The sequence below is a fragment of the Rhodococcus pseudokoreensis genome (assembly GCF_017068395.1).
GTDB lineage: Bacteria > Actinomycetota > Actinomycetes > Mycobacteriales > Mycobacteriaceae > Rhodococcus_F > Rhodococcus_F pseudokoreensis.
Genome location: NZ_CP070619.1, coordinates 1,013,627 through 1,032,942, shown reverse-complemented (window position 1 = coordinate 1,032,942; position 19,316 = coordinate 1,013,627). Strand labels below are relative to the sequence as shown.

Sequence of the window (19,316 nt, the reverse complement as noted above, 5' to 3'; positions counted from 1 at the left end):
CGAGGAGTTCCCATGCGGGGCTACTACACCGCTGACGAGGTTCGAGCCGCGGAGGCGCCGTTGCTGGCATCGCTTCCCGACGGCGCACTGATGCGACGCGCAGCGCACGGGCTCGCCACGGTGGTGGCGGCGGAACTGCGGGCGCGGACCGGGGGTGTCGCCGGTCGCACCATCACTGTTCTGGTGGGGTCCGGTGACAACGGCGGGGACGCGTTGTGGGCGGGGGCGATGTTGCGGAAGCGCGGTGTCGCCGCCACCGCGGTCCTGCTGAAACCGGAGAAGACGCACGCGGCGGGCCTGGCGGCGTTCACCGCGGCCGGCGGACGGGTGGCCGCCCCGTCCGACGACCTCGGTCTGCCCGATCTGGTGATCGACGGGATCGTCGGAATCTCCGGCCGGGGACCGCTGCGGCCCGATGCCGCTGCGCTGGTCGACCGGATCGAGGCGCCGATCGTGTCGGCGGACCTGCCGAGTGGTGTGGATCCGGACACGGGCGCTGTCGACGGGCCCGCCGTGCGCGCCGCCGTCACCGTGGCGTTCGGCGCCCTCAAACCGGTTCACGCGCTCGGCGCGGCGCACTGTGGCCGGGTCGAGTTGGTGCGCATCGGACTGTCGCTCGGCGACGTCGGGATCACCGCGCTCGACGCCGCCGACGTGGGCGCGGCGTGGCCGGTGCCGGGAGCCGAGGACGACAAGTACTCGCAGGGAGTGGTGGGGGTGGTCGCGGGCAGCGACGGCTACCCCGGAGCCGGGGTCCTGTGCACGGGAGCGGCGGTCACCGCCACGTCGGGGCTCGTCCGCTACGCCGGGCCGTGCACGGGCGAGGTGCTCGCGCATGCGCCGGAGGTGATCGCGACCGCCGAACTCGCGAAGGCCGGACGCGTCCAGTCGTGGGTGGTCGGGCCGGGCATGGGCACCGACGACGCCGCCCGCCGGACGCTGCGGACGGTACTCGACGCCGACGTGCCGGCACTGGTCGACGCGGACGGACTGACCCTGCTCGCCGAGGACCCCGACCTGGTGCGCTCGCGGACGGCAGCGACGCTGCTGACACCGCACGCCGGGGAGTTCGCCCGCTTGACGGGGAAGGATCCGGGTCCGGACCGGGTGGCGTCGGTGCGCGCGCTCGCCGCCGACTGGAACGCGCACGTGCTGCTCAAGGGACGGGCCACGGTGATCGCCGAACCCGGCGGCCGGGTCTTCGTCAACGAGGCGGGCGGTTCGTGGTCCGCCACGGCGGGGGCGGGGGACGTGCTCGCCGGGATCATCGGCGCACTCATGGCCGCGGGCCTCACCCCGGACCGGGCCGCCGCGGTGGGTGCGCGCGCACACTCCCTGGCCGCGAATCTGGCGGCGCGAGGCGGCGGCGCCGACCTCTCCGCGGGGCGCGGAACTGCACCGATCTCCGCCGGGACGCTGCTCGCGCACCTCAGGGAGTCGATCAGGGTTCTCCGTGCGGGGGTGTCACCCGAGGAAATGCCGGCCACCTCGTGAATGGCAGGATCGAACATATGACGCTTGCTGAAGCAGTACCGGCCGACGATCACGGACACAGCGAACCCGTAGCGCCCGCGCAGGCGGCGCCGGCACCGCAGGCCGAGGCAGTGGTGGATCTGGACGCGATTGCGCACAACGTCGGGATCCTGCGCGACAGCGCTCGGGGCGCGGCGATGATGGCCGTCGTGAAGGCGGACGGCTACAACCACGGTGCGGTAGCCGTGGCCCGCGCGGCGCTGGCCGCGGGAGCGTCGGAACTGGGTGTGACAACGGTGTCGGAGGCGCTGACGCTGCGCCGTGCCGGGATCGACGCGCCCGTCCTCGCGTGGCTGCACACCGTCGACGCCGATTTCGCCCCCGCGATCGCGGACGGCGTCGAACTCGGCGTCTCCTCGCCGCGCCACCTCGCCGCGGTGGTGGCTGCGGCGCGGACCGTCGGCACCACGGCGATCGTCACGATGAAGGTCGACACCGGCCTGAACCGCAACGGGGTGGCGCCCGACGAACTGGAGCAGGTCCTCGTCGACCTGGCGCGCGCCCAGGCCGAGGGGTCGGTGCGGCTGCGCGGCATCTTCTCGCATCTGGCCCACGCCGACGAGCCGCACCACGCCTGGATCGATTCCCAGCGCGATCGACTGGTCGACGCGATCGCGGACGCCAAGCGTCGCGGACTGGTCCCCGAAGTGGTGCACCTGTCCAATTCCGCGGCCACCCTGACCCGCCCCGACCTGCGTTTTGACATGGTTCGCCCGGGAATCGCGATATATGGGCTGTCGCCCGTTCCCGAACTCGGTCAGTTCGGGTTGCGACCGGCGATGACACTGCGATCGAGGGTGGCTCTGGTGAAGAAGGTGGCGGCAGGTGAAGGCGTGTCCTACGGGCACCAATGGGTGGCACCCCGGGACACGACGGTGGCGTTGCTGCCGTTCGGGTACGCGGACGGGCTCCCGCGGTCGCTGAGCGGCCGATTCGAGGTCCAGTTGGGTGCGGAGCGACGTCCGGGGATCGGACGTGTCTGCATGGACCAGGTGGTCGTCGATCTCGGCCCGGACGGTGGGGGAGTCCGGGAGGGGGACACCGCGGTGTTCTTCGGCAACGGGGACCTCGGCGAGCCGATCGCACAGGAGTGGGCCGACAAGCTCGACACCATCCATTACGAGGTGGTGACGGGGGTGCGCGGACGCACGGTGCGCAGCTACGTCGGTGGGACGGGCACGTAGGCATGGGTGTGTCGAAGCGGCTGGGACTCGTCGGCGGTGTTCTGAGCGCGCTGGCGCTCGGCTCGGTGGCGGGAGTCAACGCGGTGCGCAGTGCGACCCGGCCGGGGCGTGAGATCTACGGCGACGAGGACTTCACCCTGATGTCGCGGGACCGGCGCAGCGTGGTGGTCGCTGAGGACGGCGTCGCGCTCGCCGTCCGCGAGGTGGGCCCGGAGAACGCCCCGGTGACGGCGGTGTTCGTGCACGGGTACTGCCTGGACATGACGTCGTGGCACTTCCAGCGCCGTCAGCTCGCCGAGCGGTGGGGCGACGACGTGCGGATGGTGTTCTACGACCAACGCGGGCACGGCGATTCGGGTGTGCCGTCCGCGGCGAGCTGCACCATCGCTCAGCTGGGCGCCGATCTCGCGACCGTCGTCGAGGCGAAGGCGCCCACCGGACCGATTGTGCTGGTGGGGCATTCGATGGGTGGGATGACGGTGCTCGCCTTCGCCGGGCAGCGGCCCGAGCTGGTGGCGGAGCGGGTGATCGGTGCCGGTCTGGTGGCCACGGCCGCGGCCGGGCTCAGCGAGACCGGACTGACGCGGAACCTGCAGAACCCGGTCATCGACGGCTTCCGGCTCGCTGTCCGGACCTCGCCCGAACTCGTCCAGCACGCGCGCGGCGCGGCCCGCGTCCTGATCACCCCTATCCTGCGGGCGGCGTCGTACGGCACGGACGTGAGTCCGCGGCTGCACAAGTTCTCCGACTCCATGCTGGACCGGACGTCGGTGGTCACCATCGTGAACTTCCTGCGCACGCTCGAACTGCACGACGAGTCCGCGTCACTCGAGGCGCTCGAGCACACCCCGTCCGTCGTGGTGTGCGGCGACAGCGACATGACGATCCCGTTCGGCAGTTCCCGGAAACTGGCGGCGGACCTGCCGGAGTCCGAACTGGTGCGGGTGCGCGGCGCCGGCCACCTGGTGCAGCTCGAGTTCCCGTCCGTGGTGTCGGACGCGGTCGACCGGTTGTTGCATCGCGGCCTGGCCACATTCGAATCGCGTGAGCAGTCCGATGTCGGCTGAGGAAGGAGTACTGCCCGTGAGCGGGACCGTGGTGCTGGCGACGGCGGAGGACACCGAGGAGTTCGGGCGGAACCTGGCCCGGGGACTCGTCGCCGGTGATCTCGTGGTGCTCGACGGACCTCTCGGTGCGGGGAAGACCGCACTGACGAAGGGAATCGGTGCCGGCCTCGGCGTGCAGGGGAGAGTGACTTCGCCCACATTCGTCATCGCGCGGGAGCACCGGGCGGGCACCCGTCCGGGTGGGGGTGCCCCGGTCGGGATGGTGCACGTGGACGCGTACCGACTGGGCGGAAGCGGCCCGCACGCGCTGGACGAACTCGACGCACTCGACCTCGACACCGACCTGGCCGCAGCCGTTGTCGTCGTCGAATGGGGTGAGGGCATCGTCGAGCAGCTGGTCGATCGTCATCTCCGGGTACGCCTGCGCCGCGAACCGGAGTCGGATGTCCGCACGGCCCACTGGGAGTGGATTTCCTGACGGGTCGGGTGTCGGGAGCGGTTCTGACGTGCGAGTACCCTCAGTTACCGTGCTTGTTCTCGCCATCGACACGTCCACGCCTGCCGTGACCGCCGGAGTCGTCCGGGTTTCGGCCGGCTCCGCATCGGTGGAGTCGGTCCACACGCTCGCGGTGCGGGTGACGGTCAACCCGCGCGCACACGCGGAAGTGCTCACCCCGCACATCCTGGAGTGCCTCGCCGAGGCGCGGCACGTCCCCGCGGACCTCGACGCGGTGGTCGTCGGGGCCGGGCCGGGTCCGTTCACGGGACTGCGCGTGGGGATGGCCACCGCCGCCGCGTTCGCCGACGCCCTCGGCATTCCGGTGCACGGGGTGTGCAGCCTCGACGCCATCGCGGCGCAGGTGGACGGTGACCGGGATCTGCTCGTCGTCACGGACGCCCGCCGGCGCGAGGTGTACTGGGCGCGTTATTCGGCGGGCGTCCGGGTGGAGGGTCCCGCGGTGGTGAAGCCGCGCGAGCTCGAGCCGATGCCGTCCGAGGTGGTGGCGGGATCGCCGTCACACGTCGACTTCTTCGATCTGCCGGTCGAACCGGTGGAAACCCCCTCGCCCGCAGGGCTGGTCGCGGTGGCCGCGGATGCGCTGTTCGGCAGTGCGGCCCCGGCGGCGCTCGTCCCGCTCTATCTGCGACGCCCGGACGCGGTGGAACTGGCGGACCGGAAGAAATGACGTTCCGCATCGAACCGATGGCGGCCGCCGACGCCGAACGGTGCGCGGAGCTCGAGACTCTCCTCTTCGCCGGCGACGGCCCTTGGAGCGCGCAGGCGTTCAGGGCGGAACTCGCCGCCCCGCACGTGCACTACGCCGTGGCGCGCGACGACACCGGCCACGTCGTCGGATACGCCGGAATCGCGCTGCTGGGCAACGGTTCGCACCCCGAATCCGAGATCCACACGATCGGAACCGACCCGGCGTGCCAGCGGCGGGGGATCGGCGGGGCCCTCCTCGACGAACTGCTGCGGGTGGCCGACACCAGGGGCGGCCCCGTGTTTCTCGAGGTGCGCACCGACAACGACGCGGCGATCGCCCTGTACCGACGTGAAGGATTCGAGATCGTGGGAACCCGTAAGAAGTACTACCAACCGAGCGGTGCGGACGCCTTCACGATGCGTCGCCCCGGAACGGGTGAGGAGCCGCTGCAATGATCGTCATGGGGATCGAAAGCTCTTGTGACGAGACCGGAGTCGGCATCGTCCGGTGGAACGGCGACGGAACCTGCGAGCTCCTCGCGGACGAGGTCGCATCCAGCGTCGACCAGCACGCACGCTACGGCGGCGTGGTGCCGGAGGTCGCGTCCCGCGCGCATCTCGAGGCGATCGTCCCGACGATGCGGCGGGCGCTCGCCGTCGCCGGGATCGTCAAGCCGGACGCACTCGCCGTCACCATCGGACCCGGTCTGGCCGGGGCCCTGCTCGTCGGTGTCGCGGCCGCGAAAGCGTATGCGGCGGCATGGGACGTCCCGTTCTATGCGGTGAACCACCTCGGCGGGCACGTTTCGGTGGACACCCTCGAGCACGGACCGATGCCGCCCTGCGTGGCCCTGCTCGTGTCCGGTGGGCACACCCACCTGCTGCACGTCGAGGACCTCGCGAAGCCCATCGTCGAACTGGGCACCACCGTGGACGACGCCGCAGGCGAAGCGTTCGACAAGGTGGCCCGCCTCCTCGGACTCGGATTCCCCGGTGGCCCCGCCCTCGACGCCGCGGCGCAGGACGGCGACCGGAACGCGATTCCGTTCCCGCGCGGCATGACCGGACCCCGGGACGCACGGCACGACTTCTCGTTCTCCGGGCTGAAGACGGCCGTCGCGCGGTACGTGGAATCGAAGGAGCGGGCGGACGAGGCGTACTCGGTGCCGGACATCTCCGCGAGCTTCCAGGAGGCCGTGGCCGACGTGCTGACGATGAAAGCGGTACGCGCCGCCCGCGACGTCGGCGTGGACACACTGGTGCTCGGTGGCGGCGCCACCGCCAACTCACGCATCCGGGCGCTCGCCGAGGAACGCTGCGCCGAAGCCGGTCTGACCCTGCGGGTCCCGAAACCGCGTCTGTGCACCGACAACGGAGTGATGATCGCCTCGCTCGGCGCGCATCTGATCGCCGGTGGCGCCGCGCCTTCCCTGCTGACCGTGGCCAGTGACCCCGGACTGTCGGTGGCGACCAGTCAGGTGTTCAGCTGACCGGAATGGTGACGGTCTGCGTGGCCGGGGGAGTCAGCGCCTCACCGGGCTGAGTGCCGCTCGGCTGCGCCCCGGCGGGAGCACTCGGAGCAACCGTGCCCGGCGCCGGGATCATCGGGAACAGCCCTTCGGGGGCGGCGGGCACCGACTCCGGGGGCGCGGTCGGCGCCGCAGGCGCGGGGGGTGCCGCGGGCGCGGTGGATTCGGCGGGTGCAGTGGGCGCCCCGTTCGGCGGCGGTGCCGCTTCGGGACCGCCGGGTGCGGGCGCGACGGGGCTCGGCTCGTTCGGCGTCGACTCACCGGGAACCTGCGGCCACAGCGGCGGAATCGCGGGCCACTCGATATGCGGCCACGAGGGCTGCGGCGGCTCTGTTCCGGGCAGCGTCGGACGTGCGGGAGCCGTGGGGGTCGGTAGCGAGGTGGTGGTACGCGGGGGCGTCGTCTCGGTCGTCGAATCGGGCGCCTGTGCGGGAGTCCGGTCCGTCTGCGGTTCGGACGTGGGCGGGGCGACCTGATTGGGGTAGTACTCCGACGTCGGCGTCGGATCGTACGACGGGATCCGCGTGGCGGGAGGTTCGTCGGTCGTCGTGGTCGCGACCTGCTCGGTGGTCTGGAACATGTCGGTGCCCGCTGGGGAGACGTTGGGATCGGGTGCGGGCGCGAGTTCCTTGACGCCGTAACCGAGAACGAGGCCGCCGACCACGAGCGCGCCGACGAGAGCCCCCGACACCTTCGCGGCGGAACCGGGGCGGTTCGACTCGGTGGGCGGGTAGTCGCGGATGGCGGAGGACACGGCGAGCAGCGCCGCCCCCTTCGCGGTCGCCGTGTCGGGTTCGGGCACCGTGATGACCCGTGCGGTGAAGGCCCCGGTCACTGCGGCCGTGATCGCGGGAATGTTCGCGCCGCCACCGACCAGGGCCAGAGCCTCGGGTCGGCGCGGGGAGTCGGCGATCGTGGCACGGATGAACTCCACCGCAACCCGGACCGTCGGTGCGGCGATCTCGTCGAACCCGGTGCGGCTGATCTCGATCGGGCGGATGCCCTGCAGATCGATGTCGACGTGCGACTTCGGCTCCGAGGACAACTGCTCCTTGGCGACGCGGCACCGCGCCGAGAGCAGATCCCGGTCCAGGTGCCGCAGGGGATGCGGGGTGGTGAGGCTGCCGACGACGTGGTGGAAGATCAGGTCGTCGAATCCGGTGCCGCTCACGTGGCTCGTGCGGTCGGCGTGCAGGACGGTGCCGTCCACCTGATCGACGACGGCGACGGACAACCCGGACTCGCCGAAGTCGACGATCGCGACGGTGGCATGCTGCGCGACCTCGCCGGTGTGACGCAGGTAGGTGAGGGTCGCCGCGGTCTCGGGCACGAGGTGCACGCGATGGCGCTGCCTGCTGACGGCGCTGCGGATCGAGTGGGCCTGCTCCTGCGTCCGGTACGCGACGGCGAACGCGTCGGGCGTGGTGGGATCGGCGGGAACCTGGGTGGTCATCAACGAGATCGACGACCGGACCAGGTCACCGAGGTCGGTGTGGGCCTGATCGGCGGACAGGTAACGGAACTCGACGTTCTGCGCGCCGTTGGAGGCGGTGGTGAGGAGCGCGGAACTCACACCTGCCGCGCCGGTCGACATCCCCAGGGACATACCCATCACACACACCCCCTCACGTTTTCGACGCGTGACCTGCTGTCTCTGCCGGAACGCCCTGTTCAGCGGGGATTCCCTGCCCGTTGAATCGGCGACTGTTATCTGAACGTTACAGAAAACAAACGGATTTCGCTCCCGACTTCCGGCCCCCGAAGACGAAGATGGCGCTCGATATCCGGTCTCACCTGCACAGTTGTCCAAAGGAATCTCATGGGACACGCCAGCGATTTTCGCAACCTCACGAGACGCGAGCGCCGACGGCTTCTGGTGCGCGCATGCGTGCGCCCGCTCGGCACCGTCGTCCTGTGCGTGGTGGTCTACTTCGCCCTGCCGTGGACCTCGATCGGGAACATGTCCGCTGTGCTCTTCCTGGCGGGGGGCCTGCTGGTCGTCGGCTCGGCGGCGGTCTGGCAGATCCGCCGGATCTTCCGGTCCGACGTGCCTGCGCTCCAGGCCATCGAGGCACTCTCCCTGATCCTGCCGCTCTACCTGCTCGGGTTCGCGGCAGGATATTGCCTGATGTCCGAAAGCGATCCGGGCTATTTCACCGAACCCCTCACGCGCATGGGCGCGCTGTACTTCTCGCTCACCGTGTTCTCCACCGTCGGGTTCGGCGACATCGCCGCGACGACCGATGCGTCCCGAGCCGTCGTGAGTGTGCAGATCATCGGGAATCTGATCCTGCTCGGCGTCGGCATCCGCGCGGTCGTCGCGGCCGTCGACTGGGCCCGCAAGCGCCGGGTCTAGCGACCCGACGCCAGCACCAGTTCGACGTTCCGGTCGGCCGTCCCGCCGCCCAGGTCGGGGTCGGCGTGAATGTCGTTGAACGACAACTCCCGGTACAGCGACGCCAGCCCGAGCGGTGAGAGGTCGGTGTGGTCCACGGCGTACGGGCTGTCGGCCTCGAACAGCGTGGTGAGCAGCGACACGGTTCCGTCGACGTTGTCGACCACCTCGATGATCCGCCCGTGCTGGGGGAAGTCGATGTGCGAGGCCGTGTTGATCTCCCAGAACGACTGCTCCGGAGTGGATCCGGGCCACGGGGTGATCCGGTTCTCGTGGGTGTGTCCGTTCACCCAGGCGAGGACGTTCGGGAATCGGTGCAGCAGGTCCACCAGTCGCGAACCCCGGATCCGGGGTTCCGCCGGGGCGGCGGGGTCGGGGACGACGTTGTCCATGCTGCCGCTGGTGTGGTGGCTGAACAGGACGAACCAGGTGTCGCTGCGTGCCTGCGACACCGGGTTGCCCGAAGTGTCGTAGTACCGGCTGCTGCCTGCCGCCAGGGTGTCCTCGATCCACCGGAACTGCGCCGCGCCGAGCGAGCCGTCGACGAACCCGGCCCGGTTGGTGGAATCCATGCTGATTCCGACGACGCCGGGTGCGATCTCGAACGAGTAGTAGCCGATTCCGGTCTCACCGGCGTCGGGTGCGAAGCCGTGACCGGCCGGCCCGGGGCCGGTGTTGGCCGGGTCCAGATGTGCGGCGATGAACTGGCGGGGAGTGAACGGTGCCCGCGCGGGGTCGGGCGTGACGACCCGTGGTGGTGTGGTGAACGCGGACAGCGCAGCGGGAATGGCGCCGGGGTCGAACTTGGTGGCGATGTCGACGGCCTTCGCCTGTTCCGGCGAGCCGGGGACCTCGAACTTCAGCGAACCGGTGTACATGGCTTCGAGCGGGGGGATGCCGCTCGGGACGGTGCCCTCCACCGAGTCGTCGTGGTTGCCGAAGACGCAGTACCAGGGGGTGTTCAGGCCGGGGCTGGTGACGGGGGCGATCGCCGCGCCGAGCAGGCCGGGAATCTCGGGGAACCCGGCCTTCTTGTACATGTCCTGGATGGAGGACTCCGGGTTCCAGTACAGGTCCGCCCCCGAGTTCTGCACGCCTTCGTAGCGGTCGGGGGCGCCCGTGTTGGGGACGATGGTGCCGCCGTTGAGCGCGGTGAGGAACCAGCCGAGTTCGGCGAACTCCTTGTTGTCGGTGTTGTCGCCGGTACTCACGACCGCATCGAACGCGCGCCGGGTGTGCGGGCCGGACGCGAGCGCGTTGACGCGGGCGACCAGGGCGACGAGACCCTGCGCGGTGAGCGTCTCGTGCGGGCGGAACGCGGAACCGGTGAAGGGGTGCACGTATTCGAAGCGCATCGGGGACTGGGCGTCGACGAGGTGGACGTCTGTGAGCTGGACGAGGGAGGCGAGTGCGGTGCGCCGGTCCTCGCGCCCACTGCGGGCCTCGGCGAGTTCGGTGCGGACGATCGTCGGCCACCCCGGTCCCGCGCCGAGCCTGCGGTAGCCGGAGCTTCCGAGGGGGACGGCCACCGCTTCGAGGGTGGTGCCTGCCCCGGAGGTCGGGAGCGGGGCCGCGCCCGCGTACTGCAACCCCCACGGGCGTGCTCCGAACCCCACCGTCCCGATCGCCCCGAGCCCGGCAAACGTGAGGAATTTACGCCTATTCATGTCAGACACCAGAGGAACCTTAGGTGACGACCCCTGAGACAGGACGATATTCGGCGCGGCGCGATCTACCACCCCCTTCTCCTTGAGGGTTGGCACTCTCACGTATAGAGTGCCAAGTGGCGCCGATCGAGCTCCGGCACCCGCGACGACGGGGCTGTGTGAAGTGCCGTAAACGGAACACTCAAACAGGAGTCCGGAGAAGTCTCCGGATCCGCATACCCCAAAGTGGAGGGCTCATCGTGGCGAGCGTCAACATCAAGCCGCTCGAGGACAAGATCCTCGTCCAGGCCAACGAGGCTGAGACGACGACTGCCTCCGGCCTGGTCATTCCCGACACGGCCAAGGAGAAGCCCCAGGAGGGCACTGTCGTCGCAGTCGGCGAAGGCCGCGTCAACGAGCAGGGCAACCGCATCCCGGTCGACGTCAAGGAGGGTGACACGGTCATCTACTCCAAGTACGGCGGAACCGAGATCAAGTACGCCGGCCAGGAGTACCTGATCCTGTCGGCACGCGACGTGCTGGCTGTCGTCTCCAAGTAAGCCATACGTGATCCGCCCCGGAGTCCCCACAGGATCCCGGGGCGGAGTGCGTTCACGCGCGTAACCCTGAGATCCAGGAGAAGACAGAACACATGTCCAAGCAGATTGAGTTCAACGAGATCGCACGCCGGTCTCTCGAGCGTGGAGTCGACAAGCTTGCCGACGCGGTCAAGGTGACCTTGGGTCCGCGTGGCCGCCACGTAGTGCTGGCGAAGGCCTTCGGCGGCCCGACCGTCACCAACGACGGTGTCAGCATCGCCCGGGAAATCGAGCTCGAGGACCCGTTCGAGAACCTCGGTGCGCAGCTCGTCAAGAGTGTCGCCACCAAGACCAACGACGTCGCAGGCGACGGCACCACCACCGCGACCGTGCTGGCACAGGCCATCGTGCGGGGCGGTCTGAAGAACATCGCCGCGGGTGCGAACCCGATGGCGCTCGGCATCGGCATCAACGCCGCGGCCGACAAGGTCGTCGAGGCACTGCTCGCCGTCGCGAAGCCGGTCGAGGGCAAGAACTCCATCGCCCAGGTCGCGACCGTCTCCTCGCGTGACGAGGAGATCGGCGAGATGGTCGGCGAGGCGCTCACCCGCGTCGGCACCGACGGCGTCGTGACGGTGGAGGAATCCTCGACCCTGGCGACCGAGCTCGTGATCACCGAGGGCGTCCAGTTCGACAAGGGCTACCTGTCGCCGTACTTCGTCACGGACCTCGACGCACAGAAGGCCGTGTACGAGGACGCACTCGTGCTGCTGTACCGCGAGAAGATCACGTCCCTGCCCGATTTCCTGCCGCTGCTGGAGAAGGTTGCCGAGAGCGGCAAGCCCCTCCTCATCATCGCGGAGGACATCGAGGGCGAGGTTCTCTCGACGCTCGTGGTCAACTCCATCCGGAAGACCATCAAGGCCGTCGCCGTCAAGGCGCCGTTCTTCGGTGACCGTCGGAAGGCGTTCCTCGACGACCTCGCAGTCGTCACCGGTGGCACGGTCATCAACTCCGACGTCGGCCTCACGCTGAAGGACGCCGGACTGGACCTGCTCGGCAGCGCCCGCCGCGTCGTGGTCAGCAAGGACGAGACCACGATCGTCGACGGCGCCGGAACCGACGACGACATCAAGGGTCGCGTCGCGCAGCTGCGCCGCGAGATCGAGAACACCGACTCCGACTGGGATCGCGAGAAGCTCGAAGAGCGTCTGGCGAAGCTGGCCGGTGGCGTCGCCGTCATCCGGGTCGGTGCGGCCACGGAGACGGACCTCAAGGAGCGCAAGTTCCGTGTCGAGGACGCCGTCAACGCCGCGAAGGCCGCAGTCGCCGAGGGCATCGTCCCCGGTGGCGGTTCCGCCCTCGTCCAGGCGAGCACCGAACTGGCCGACAACCTCGGTCTGACCGGTGACGAGGCCACGGGCGTCAAGGTCGTGCGCGAAGCCCTGCTGGCGCCGCTGTTCTGGATCGCCAGCAACGCCGGTCTCGACGGGGCCGTCGTCACCAGCAAGGTTGCCGAGCAGCCCAAGGGACACGGTTTCAACGCCGCGACCCTCACCTACGGCGACCTGCTCGCCGACGGTGTCGTCGACCCCGTGAAGGTCACCCGCTCCGCGGTCGTCAACGCTGCCTCGGTCGCGCGGATGATCCTCACCACCGAGAGCGCCGTGGTCGAGAAGCCCGCGGAAGAGGAAGAGCAGCCGGCCGGTCACGGGCACAGCCACTAGGCTCTGCCGTCGCGGCCGATCGGGCTCCGATCGTTCGAACGAAAACCCCCGTGCGGATCACCGCACGGGGGTTTTCTCTGTCCGGAGGCGGCCGGATCAGCTCAGTTGCAACACCGCGAACGGTTCGGACGTCGGCTGGGGTGACCCGCCGGGCGGTTCGACGGTGACGGCCAGCTTCGACATCGACCCCACGTCGTCGAGGACGATCGTCGTGGTCGGCTGCACGTCGCCGGCCGACACGGTGCCGGCGGGCACGGGCGCATCCCCGGATTCGGGCATCAACCACAGCTGGTACACGGTGTCCGCGCTGGGCGGGGCGACTCCGTCCATCACGAACACCACGGCGTCCTGCGACTTCGAGTAGTTGGCGGTCGCGGACCCGCCTGCCGCGATCGCACTCGTCGACGAGTGCATGTCGGCGGCGTCGAGTACCTGCTCCGCCACGGTGGGCGCCGGGCCTTCCGTGAGTTGCCGGACGATCACCGTTCCGCCGGCGAGCACACCGACGGCCGCGGCGGCGGCGACGGCGATCTGCCAGCGCCGCCTACGGGAGCGGCGCTCGGCGAGCGACGTCGGCGCGGGTGCGGGACGCCTGATCTCGTCGAGTACCCGGGTCCGCACCCGTGGTGGCGGTTCGACGGCGCCCACAGCGCTCACCACCGCGAACGCTTCGCGGATCCGCCGGACCTCGTCGGTGAACGTCGAGCGGGTGTCCTCGTCGGTGCCGGCGAGATCGGTGCCGAGTTCGCGGCGCTCGCTGTCGTCGAGCGCGTCGAGTGCGTACGGGTAGGCCATGCCCACGAGTTCGTCGTTCATGTTCAGAGACCTCCCAGGCAGCCGCGAAGACGCGTCAGTCCGTCACGGATGCGCGTCTTCACCGTCGACAGCGCGACCCCCAGCTGGGAGGCGACCTCCCGGTAGGTGCGGCCGTCGTAATACGCCATCGCAACGGACTCACGCTGCATGTCCGTGAGCGAGTCGAGGCAGGCGAGCACCGATTGATGCTCGAGCCGGCGGGTCACCTCCTCGGTGACGTGGTCGAACGGCCCCGCGATGTTGGTGGTCTCGTAGAGTGCCTCGCGGTCGGTGCCTGCCTGCTCCGAGCGCACGCGGTCGACGGCCCGGCGGTGCGCGAGTGTCATCAGCCAGGACAGTACGGAACCTCGGGCCGGATCGAAGTTCGACGCGGTGCGCCATGCCTGGAGAAAGACTTCCTGCGTCGTCTCCTCCGCGTACCCGGGGTCGCGCAGGACCCGCAGGACCATGCCGTGGACTCGGGCGCTCGTCCGGTCGTACAGTTCGGCGAACGCGTCGGCGTCCCCGTTCGCCACGCGGGCCATGGTGTCGGATAGTTCCGCGGATTCGGTGGCTCGGGCGCTGTGCGCCCTCGCCGCGTCCGCCGAGCACACGTCTTCTGCCGGGGTATTGCCCTCGTGGTTCGTCACCAGCGCTCGTCTCGCTTCATCGAGAACCACGGTAGCGTGCATGTCCGCTCATCTCCTCCAGCCGGTAGGCATTCGGAGACCGAGTCGCCGTGGATGGGTGGCGAGGGGATCGAAGTGACGCGAGGAACCCTCGCGCGGCGGCGAGGGTTCCTCGGTGAGTGTGGGCGAGCGGTCAAACGGCGATCCGGCCGCGTCTGTGCCGGGCGTGCATCTCGCGTTCCGTTTCGGACATTCCACCCCAGATCCCGTACGGCTCGGACACGCTCAGCGCGTGATTGCGGCACTGGGCGAGGACGGGGCAGCGCCGGCACATTTCCTTCGCACGGGTTTCCCGCTGTGCGCGGGCACGGCCGCGCTCCCCGTCGGGATGGAAGAACATCGAGGAGTCGACTCCGCGGCACAGTCCGTGCATCTGCCAATCCCAGATATCGGCGTTCGGGCCGGGAAGGTGGTTGGGTGCAGGCATGTGGACTCCTTAGCTGCAAGCTCGCCTCGGGCGGCGAGCGGACCGTGGGCTCGACGTTCAAGCCGCTGAATCATTCACGTTGCTAACCGTAGAGTCGGTTCGGAAATCGCGTCAATAGTTGTTCACAGTGGGAATTTACATATCCCACGAGCTGAAAGTTAACCTGGAAAATATTTACTTTCCCGCGGTTCCGTGTTTCCGTTTCGGGTTGAAAGACCTTGGGTCACGGGTAACGATGTGCGGGTGCCCCAGCCCGCGGAGCCTGAAACGCAGACCCCCTCCGGATCTCCGGACGAGGGGCCCACGATGTCGGTATCTGCGCTGGCCAGAAGGCTCGGGGTGGCCCCGTCGACGCTTCGCACCTGGGACCGCCGCTACGGCATCGGCCCGTCCGTCCACCCGCAGGGAAGTCACCGGCGGTACACGCCGCGCGACGTTGCCCGGCTCGAATGCATGCAACAGGCTCTGGACGGTGGTGCAAACTCCGCGGAGGCCGCGAGATATGCGATTAACGCAATGGCTACATATTCGTCAGAAAGTGGCCTCCGGCCGGGTGGCGAAAATCTGGATGACAACTCGGTGAACGGGACGAAAACAGGCTCGTCGAACCTTTTGTCACCCTTTTCCGGCCTCGTTGCCGCCGACGCCGCCGTCCGCAATCTGTCGGGCGCATTGCTGGCGCGGGACGTCGTGACCATCCGCCGGATCGTCGTGCGCGCCGTCGCGGAGCGAGGATTCAGCTCGATGTGGACGACGGTGGTCGCTCCGGTGCTCGAGTGGGCGGACGAGGGCAGGAACTCCGACGCCGCCGCGGCGAGTGTTCGTGTCTTCGCGGAATGCGTCGCGGGGATCCTGTCCACGATGACGCTGGATGCACCGATCGGCGGCGGCGGCCGGGTCCTGCTCGTGCAGGTGCCCGCGGACACGCCGGACACGATTCCCGCCGACCCGTACGGTCTCGAGTTCCGTGCCCTGGGCGCCGCCCTGGCCACCGCCTCGGTGGACACGCGGATCGCGCTACCGCTGTGCCGGTCGGCGTTGCTCGCCGCCGTCACCAACGCCGAACCGGACGTGATCGTGCTCTGGTTGCCTGCCGCCGGATGCGACGTCGCGTCCCTGCTGCGGGCGATCCGCCGCAGGCGCACCGGGCTGACCATGCTCGCGGGCGGTCCCGGTAGCCGGACACAGTCGCTACCTCGGACGATCGCGGCCCTGGGCACCCTGGATGCGGCCGTGGACGCCGTCGCTGCGGTCACCTGACCGCCGCGCAGGCCGGGCGATGCGATGATCTCGGCGTGCCCGACTCCTCTCTCCGATCCGACGTCACGAATTCACTGATCCGCGCGGCGTTCGGCGCCGATCCGAGTGCAGGCCCCCTGCCGGAGTCGGACGTTCCCGTCGAACGCTGGATGCGGGCGGTGGCGTGGGGCGCCCGTGGACACTACAGCCGGTCCCGCGCCGAACTGGACGCCCTGACACGCGGAGGGGTTGCCGAACCCGCGGTCGTCTCGCTCGCCTGGAGCACGCAGGCGTCGCTGTTGAGGCAACTCGGCTGGCACGCCGTGGCGTCGGGATTCGACGGCCGGGCCCTGGCCGTCGCCGGGACGGGTCCCGACGACGATGTTCTCACCGTGGAGGCGCGATGCGACGCACTGACGGGACTCGCCGCCGACGCACTGGGGTGCGGCCGGCTCGCGCTGGGCAGGCGGCTGCTCGATCGGTGCTCCGAGTACCTGGACGCGCACGCCCCCGGCGAACTGTGGCGGCAGCACGTCCGGAGGCACTGGGTGCGCGCAGAGTTGTTTCTCGCGGCTGGGGACTTCGCCTCGGCGCGCCGCCACGCCGAGACCGCGGCAGAAATTTCGGAGGCCGCCGGATCGGTGCGGCACCACGTCAAATCGGATCTGCTGCGGAGCGCGTCGATGACGGGGGACTCCGATTCCGGTGCGGCGGCGCGGCTCGCCGCGGATGTGCTCGACCGCTGCGATCGGTACGGCCTGATACCTCTGAAGTGGGCGGCTGCGATGTTGCTCGGTGGTGTGACGTCCGACTCACGTGCGAAGGCGGTGTGCAAGGAGTGCGAAGCCCTCATCAGGGCGCGAGGTGGGCGCTTCCGAATCTGACTCCGCTGGTCGGGCACCGCGGGGCCGGGTTGATCACGAATCGGTGCGAATCCGGGCGAATACCGTTCGGTCCGCACCGTTACTCTTGGAGTGTTCCGCTGAGAGCGGGAGCACACCCATCGGGGGAGGTGCCACTGTAACGCCAGGATATTCAGCAACGATGACTAACACGAGCGAGGAGTTGGACTCCGCAGTCGCCGCTGCAACGCAGGGTGACCGGGCCGCTTTAGCTCTGGTCCTGGAAAACATTCGGCCCCTGGTTGTGCGTTACTGCAGAGCCAGGGTCGGTGCTGCGGAGAGGGGACAACTCTCCGCGGACGACGTGGCACAAGAAGTGTGCCTCGCCGTGATGACGGCCCTACCTCGCTACGAGGATCAGGGCCGGCCGTTCATGGCATTCGTCTACGGGATCGCCGCGCACAAGGTCGCCGACGCGCATCGGAACTCCGCACGTAACAAGTCGGAGCCCGTCGCCGAAGTACCTGATGTCGTAGCCAACGATGACGGACCCGAACAACGGGCGCTGGACTCGGAAGCGAGCAGGCAGATGAACGAACTGCTGAGCACGCTGCCGGAGAAGCACCGGGAGATCTTGATCCTCCGGCTCGTGGTCGGTATGTCGGCGGAGGAGACGGCCGCGGCCGTGGGTAGTACCGCGGGAGCTGTCCGCGTGGCTCAACACCGAGCCATCGCGAAACTGAAAAAAGAAGTGACGAGGGCAGGTGAGAGGTTTGGCTAGGGGCATCAAGCGCAACGGCAATCCCGATGCCGATCTCCCAGGAGACGACGCACCGGTGGACGTCGCGGCTGTGCGCCGCGACGACGCGCTGATCGATGCGATCGCCGGTGGCGGTCCCGTCGCAACGGATTCGCCGGAGCAGTACGAGCTCGCGCTTCTGCTGACCAATTGGCGTGCCGACATCGTGTCGACGCCGATGCCGACCGGGCCGCTGCTCGACGACGTGATCGCGGCGATCGACGCCTCGGACAACGTTCGTTCCGCACGCAGCGCCGCCCGCGGCAAGCTCCGCCTGTTGCGACCCATCGCGGGCGCTGCCGCCGCGATCGCGGTCGTCATGGGCGGTGCCACCATCTTCTCGTACGACGCCGAACCCGGCGATCCGCTGTGGAGTGTCAAATCGGTCGTGTTCAGCCAGCAGGCCGATTCGACCGTCGCGCAGATCGACACCACGTCGCAGCTGCAGGAGGCCGAACGGCTGATCGCCGCGGGCGACGCGGAGTCGGCGAAGAACCTGCTCGACGGTGCCGCCGACCGTTCGGGCGGGGTGCGCGACGCCGACATGCGCAACGAACTCGACGTGTGGCGGGCGAAGCTGGCCGCGGAGGTCGAGAAGATCGCCCCGACCACACCGCCGGCCGCGACGACGACACCCGGAACCACGACCACCGGCGCGCCGTCGCAGACCGCTGAACTGCCTGCCACGGTGCCGGGGACACCCGGTTCGACGACGGTGCCGGGAGCCGAACTGCTGCCGGGAACCCAGCTGCCCACGGATCTGCAAATTCCGGGGTTGCCGCCGATTCCGCTGCCGCAGCTCCCCACCATCCCACCGCAGCCGCCGCTTCCGCCCGAGACGATGCCGTCCACGAGCCCGGATCCGACGATCATGCAGTTGCCGATACTGCCGCCGGACAATCCGACCACGTTGCCGCCGACTCAGCAGCAGCCGTCTCAGCAGCAGCAGCCCTCGACGGTACCGCTACCGACCACCACGACCCCGGTCCCGGTGCTGCCGCCTACCAGCTAGCGGCTCGGCGGCCCACCCGCACACACAACTGTGGCCCGGCACTTCGCGTGTCGGGCCACAGTTGTCTGTGAATTCAGGAGTCTGTGAATACAGAGTTCGTATCGGGTTGTGCCGGATCAGGCGTCGAAGCCGTCTCCGTGCAGAGCGTCGTTCATCGAGGCGTCCGCGTATCCGCGGCAGTAGTCCCAGGTGACGTAGGCCTCGGGTGTCGGATCGTAGGCGGGCTCGTGGGGGCGCACGGTGCCGTCGACCAGAAGCTGGAGGAGGTTGGCACGGAGCATGTCCCAATCGTGGTAGTGATCTTGCTGGCAGTCTTCGCAGCAGACGACGAGACCGCGGATCCCACGATGCGCCAGCAGCGCCTCGTACACGGCGAGGTCGGCCAGGTCTTCCTCCACGGCGAGACGCTCGTGGGGGTCGAGTGGCTGGCCCGGTTCGATCGCATCGAGAGCTGCGGACGGGTCGGCGGGGTCGCCGGCGAAGGGGTCCGGGGGCAGACCTGGAGGCAGTTGATCGCGCACAGCACCACGGTACGCAGGTCAGCCCGGTCTGCGCCAGCCGTTCGGCGTACGCCCAGCGTGGGTGGGCTCCGTGGCGATCGCGTCGAGCCGATATCATGGTGTGCGGAGCTGGGAATATCGATCGTCCCTCCGGACTTTTCCTGGTATCCGTATTCCCGCAGTTTC

The 19,316-nt window shown here is 69.3% G+C and carries 20 protein-coding genes and 1 pseudogene; 15 read left to right on the top strand and 6 right to left on the bottom strand.

The annotated features are described in order from the left end of the window. Window positions 1-12: 12 nt before the first annotated feature. The 7 genes from JWS13_RS10300 to tsaD are packed head-to-tail and all read left to right on the top strand — an operon-like array spanning window position 13 to window position 6,481. Window positions 13-1,494 (top strand): NAD(P)H-hydrate dehydratase, encoded by a 1,482-nt coding sequence (locus JWS13_RS10300; RefSeq protein ID WP_206005494.1) that lies wholly within the window; start codon window positions 13-15, stop codon window positions 1,492-1,494. Window positions 1,495-1,511: 17 nt separating this feature from the next. Continuing rightward, entirely contained in the window at window positions 1,512-2,717 is a 1,206-nt protein-coding gene (alr, locus tag JWS13_RS10295) for an alanine racemase (RefSeq protein ID WP_206005493.1), read from the top strand. Window positions 2,718-2,719: 2 nt separating this feature from the next. Beyond that, window positions 2,720-3,784, top strand: coding sequence for an alpha/beta fold hydrolase (locus tag JWS13_RS10290; protein ID WP_124394594.1), 1,065 nt, complete (start codon window positions 2,720-2,722; stop codon window positions 3,782-3,784). Continuing rightward, the gene (gene tsaE, locus JWS13_RS10285; RefSeq protein ID WP_087558438.1) at window positions 3,774-4,262 is read left to right on the top strand and encodes a tRNA (adenosine(37)-N6)-threonylcarbamoyltransferase complex ATPase subunit type 1 TsaE; all 489 of its coding nucleotides are present in this window, start codon (window positions 3,774-3,776) and stop codon (window positions 4,260-4,262) included. Before JWS13_RS10290 ends, tsaE begins: the two co-directional genes overlap by 11 nt. Before the next feature lie 49 nt (window positions 4,263-4,311). After that, window positions 4,312-4,971 carry a tRNA (adenosine(37)-N6)-threonylcarbamoyltransferase complex dimerization subunit type 1 TsaB gene (tsaB, locus tag JWS13_RS10280; RefSeq protein ID WP_206005492.1) on the top strand — a complete coding sequence of 220 codons (660 nt, stop codon included), beginning with the start codon at window positions 4,312-4,314 and terminating at the stop codon, window positions 4,969-4,971. Beyond that, a complete protein-coding gene (gene rimI, locus JWS13_RS10275) occupies window positions 4,968-5,447 on the top strand; it encodes a ribosomal protein S18-alanine N-acetyltransferase (RefSeq protein WP_124394596.1) in 480 nt (159 codons plus the stop codon). The genes tsaB and rimI overlap by 4 nt, the downstream gene beginning before the upstream one ends. After that, a complete protein-coding gene (gene tsaD, locus JWS13_RS10270; protein ID WP_206005491.1) occupies window positions 5,444-6,481 on the top strand; it encodes a tRNA (adenosine(37)-N6)-threonylcarbamoyltransferase complex transferase subunit TsaD in 1,038 nt (345 codons plus the stop codon). Before rimI ends, tsaD begins: the two co-directional genes overlap by 4 nt. Here tsaD and JWS13_RS10265 read toward each other — a convergent pair. Further along, window positions 6,474-8,132, bottom strand: a complete 1,659-nt coding sequence (locus JWS13_RS10265; protein ID WP_206005490.1) for a DUF7159 family protein — start codon at window positions 8,130-8,132, stop codon at window positions 6,474-6,476. The two genes, tsaD and JWS13_RS10265, sit on opposite strands and share 8 nt — an antisense overlap. Window positions 8,133-8,339: 207 nt before the next feature. On the opposite strand from JWS13_RS10265, the gene JWS13_RS10260 reads away from it, so the two are divergent. Beyond that, on the top strand, window positions 8,340-8,876 hold the full coding sequence (locus tag JWS13_RS10260; protein ID WP_206005489.1) for a potassium channel family protein: 537 nt from the start codon (window positions 8,340-8,342) through the stop codon (window positions 8,874-8,876). Here JWS13_RS10260 and JWS13_RS10255 read toward each other — a convergent pair. Continuing rightward, window positions 8,873-10,591: a TIGR03767 family metallophosphoesterase gene (locus JWS13_RS10255; protein WP_206005488.1), complete on the bottom strand. Its 1,719-nt coding sequence runs from the start codon at window positions 10,589-10,591 to the stop codon at window positions 8,873-8,875. The genes JWS13_RS10260 and JWS13_RS10255 overlap by 4 nt on opposite strands. Before the next feature lie 230 nt (window positions 10,592-10,821). On the opposite strand from JWS13_RS10255, the gene groES reads away from it, so the two are divergent. Next, window positions 10,822-11,121, top strand: coding sequence for a co-chaperone GroES (gene groES / locus JWS13_RS10250; RefSeq protein WP_003940763.1), 300 nt, complete (start codon window positions 10,822-10,824; stop codon window positions 11,119-11,121). A 92-nt stretch (window positions 11,122-11,213) separates the two neighbouring features. After that, window positions 11,214-12,827: a chaperonin GroEL gene (groL, locus tag JWS13_RS10245; RefSeq protein ID WP_087558431.1), complete on the top strand. Its 1,614-nt coding sequence runs from the start codon at window positions 11,214-11,216 to the stop codon at window positions 12,825-12,827. Window positions 12,828-12,923: 96 nt separating this feature from the next. Here the strand turns inward: groL and JWS13_RS10240 are convergent, their stop codons facing one another. The 3 genes from JWS13_RS10240 to JWS13_RS10230 form a co-directional block, all read right to left on the bottom strand. After that, window positions 12,924-13,643, bottom strand: a complete 720-nt coding sequence (locus tag JWS13_RS10240) for an anti-sigma factor (RefSeq protein WP_206005487.1) — start codon at window positions 13,641-13,643, stop codon at window positions 12,924-12,926. A gap of 2 nt (window positions 13,644-13,645) precedes the next feature. After that, window positions 13,646-14,314 carry a sigma-70 family RNA polymerase sigma factor gene (locus JWS13_RS10235; protein ID WP_124394602.1) on the bottom strand — a complete coding sequence of 223 codons (669 nt, stop codon included), beginning with the start codon at window positions 14,312-14,314 and terminating at the stop codon, window positions 13,646-13,648. 130 nt (window positions 14,315-14,444) lie between these two features. After that, entirely contained in the window at window positions 14,445-14,738 is a 294-nt protein-coding gene (locus JWS13_RS10230; protein WP_005239766.1) for a WhiB family transcriptional regulator, read from the bottom strand. A 306-nt stretch (window positions 14,739-15,044) separates the two neighbouring features. Between JWS13_RS10230 and JWS13_RS45480 the strand changes: the two are divergent. The 5 genes and pseudogenes from JWS13_RS45480 to JWS13_RS10210 form a co-directional block, all read left to right on the top strand. Further along, window positions 15,045-15,230 (top strand): annotated as a pseudogene (locus JWS13_RS45480) (MerR family transcriptional regulator); the annotation flags it as partial. A gap of 120 nt (window positions 15,231-15,350) precedes the next feature. Then, on the top strand, window positions 15,351-15,998 hold the full coding sequence (locus JWS13_RS45475; RefSeq protein WP_241032577.1) for a transcriptional regulator: 648 nt from the start codon (window positions 15,351-15,353) through the stop codon (window positions 15,996-15,998). A gap of 35 nt (window positions 15,999-16,033) precedes the next feature. Then, window positions 16,034-16,861, top strand: coding sequence for a hypothetical protein (locus tag JWS13_RS10220; protein ID WP_206005485.1), 828 nt, complete (start codon window positions 16,034-16,036; stop codon window positions 16,859-16,861). A 160-nt stretch (window positions 16,862-17,021) separates the two neighbouring features. Then, window positions 17,022-17,600, top strand: a complete 579-nt coding sequence (locus tag JWS13_RS10215) for a sigma-70 family RNA polymerase sigma factor (protein ID WP_005239770.1) — start codon at window positions 17,022-17,024, stop codon at window positions 17,598-17,600. Continuing rightward, window positions 17,584-18,630 carry an anti-sigma-D factor RsdA gene (locus JWS13_RS10210; protein WP_206005484.1) on the top strand — a complete coding sequence of 349 codons (1,047 nt, stop codon included), beginning with the start codon at window positions 17,584-17,586 and terminating at the stop codon, window positions 18,628-18,630. Before JWS13_RS10215 ends, JWS13_RS10210 begins: the two co-directional genes overlap by 17 nt. A gap of 116 nt (window positions 18,631-18,746) precedes the next feature. On the opposite strand, the gene JWS13_RS10205 is transcribed toward JWS13_RS10210, so the two are convergent. Next, complete coding sequence (locus JWS13_RS10205) at window positions 18,747-19,151, bottom strand: DUF5319 domain-containing protein (RefSeq protein ID WP_005239778.1); 405 nt, start codon at window positions 19,149-19,151, stop codon at window positions 18,747-18,749. Between the last annotated feature and the right edge of the window lie 165 nt (window positions 19,152-19,316).

Coding starts and splice junctions, on each gene's coding strand:
- alr (WP_206005493.1), top strand. CDS start 1,512: ATGACGCTTGCTGAAGCAGTACCGGCCGACGATCACGGACACAGCGAA.
- JWS13_RS10265 (WP_206005490.1), bottom strand. CDS start 8,132: ATGGGTATGTCCCTGGGGATGTCGACCGGCGCGGCAGGTGTGAGTTCC.
- JWS13_RS10300 (WP_206005494.1), top strand. CDS start 13: ATGCGGGGCTACTACACCGCTGACGAGGTTCGAGCCGCGGAGGCGCCG.
- JWS13_RS10230 (WP_005239766.1), bottom strand. CDS start 14,738: ATGCCTGCACCCAACCACCTTCCCGGCCCGAACGCCGATATCTGGGAT.
- groL (WP_087558431.1), top strand. CDS start 11,214: ATGTCCAAGCAGATTGAGTTCAACGAGATCGCACGCCGGTCTCTCGAG.
- JWS13_RS10240 (WP_206005487.1), bottom strand. CDS start 13,643: ATGAACGACGAACTCGTGGGCATGGCCTACCCGTACGCACTCGACGCG.
- rimI (WP_124394596.1), top strand. CDS start 4,968: ATGACGTTCCGCATCGAACCGATGGCGGCCGCCGACGCCGAACGGTGC.
- JWS13_RS10235 (WP_124394602.1), bottom strand. CDS start 14,314: ATGCACGCTACCGTGGTTCTCGATGAAGCGAGACGAGCGCTGGTGACG.
- JWS13_RS10290 (WP_124394594.1), top strand. CDS start 2,720: ATGGGTGTGTCGAAGCGGCTGGGACTCGTCGGCGGTGTTCTGAGCGCG.
- JWS13_RS10260 (WP_206005489.1), top strand. CDS start 8,340: ATGGGACACGCCAGCGATTTTCGCAACCTCACGAGACGCGAGCGCCGA.
- tsaE (WP_087558438.1), top strand. CDS start 3,774: ATGTCGGCTGAGGAAGGAGTACTGCCCGTGAGCGGGACCGTGGTGCTG.
- tsaD (WP_206005491.1), top strand. CDS start 5,444: ATGATCGTCATGGGGATCGAAAGCTCTTGTGACGAGACCGGAGTCGGC.
- JWS13_RS10215 (WP_005239770.1), top strand. CDS start 17,022: ATGACTAACACGAGCGAGGAGTTGGACTCCGCAGTCGCCGCTGCAACG.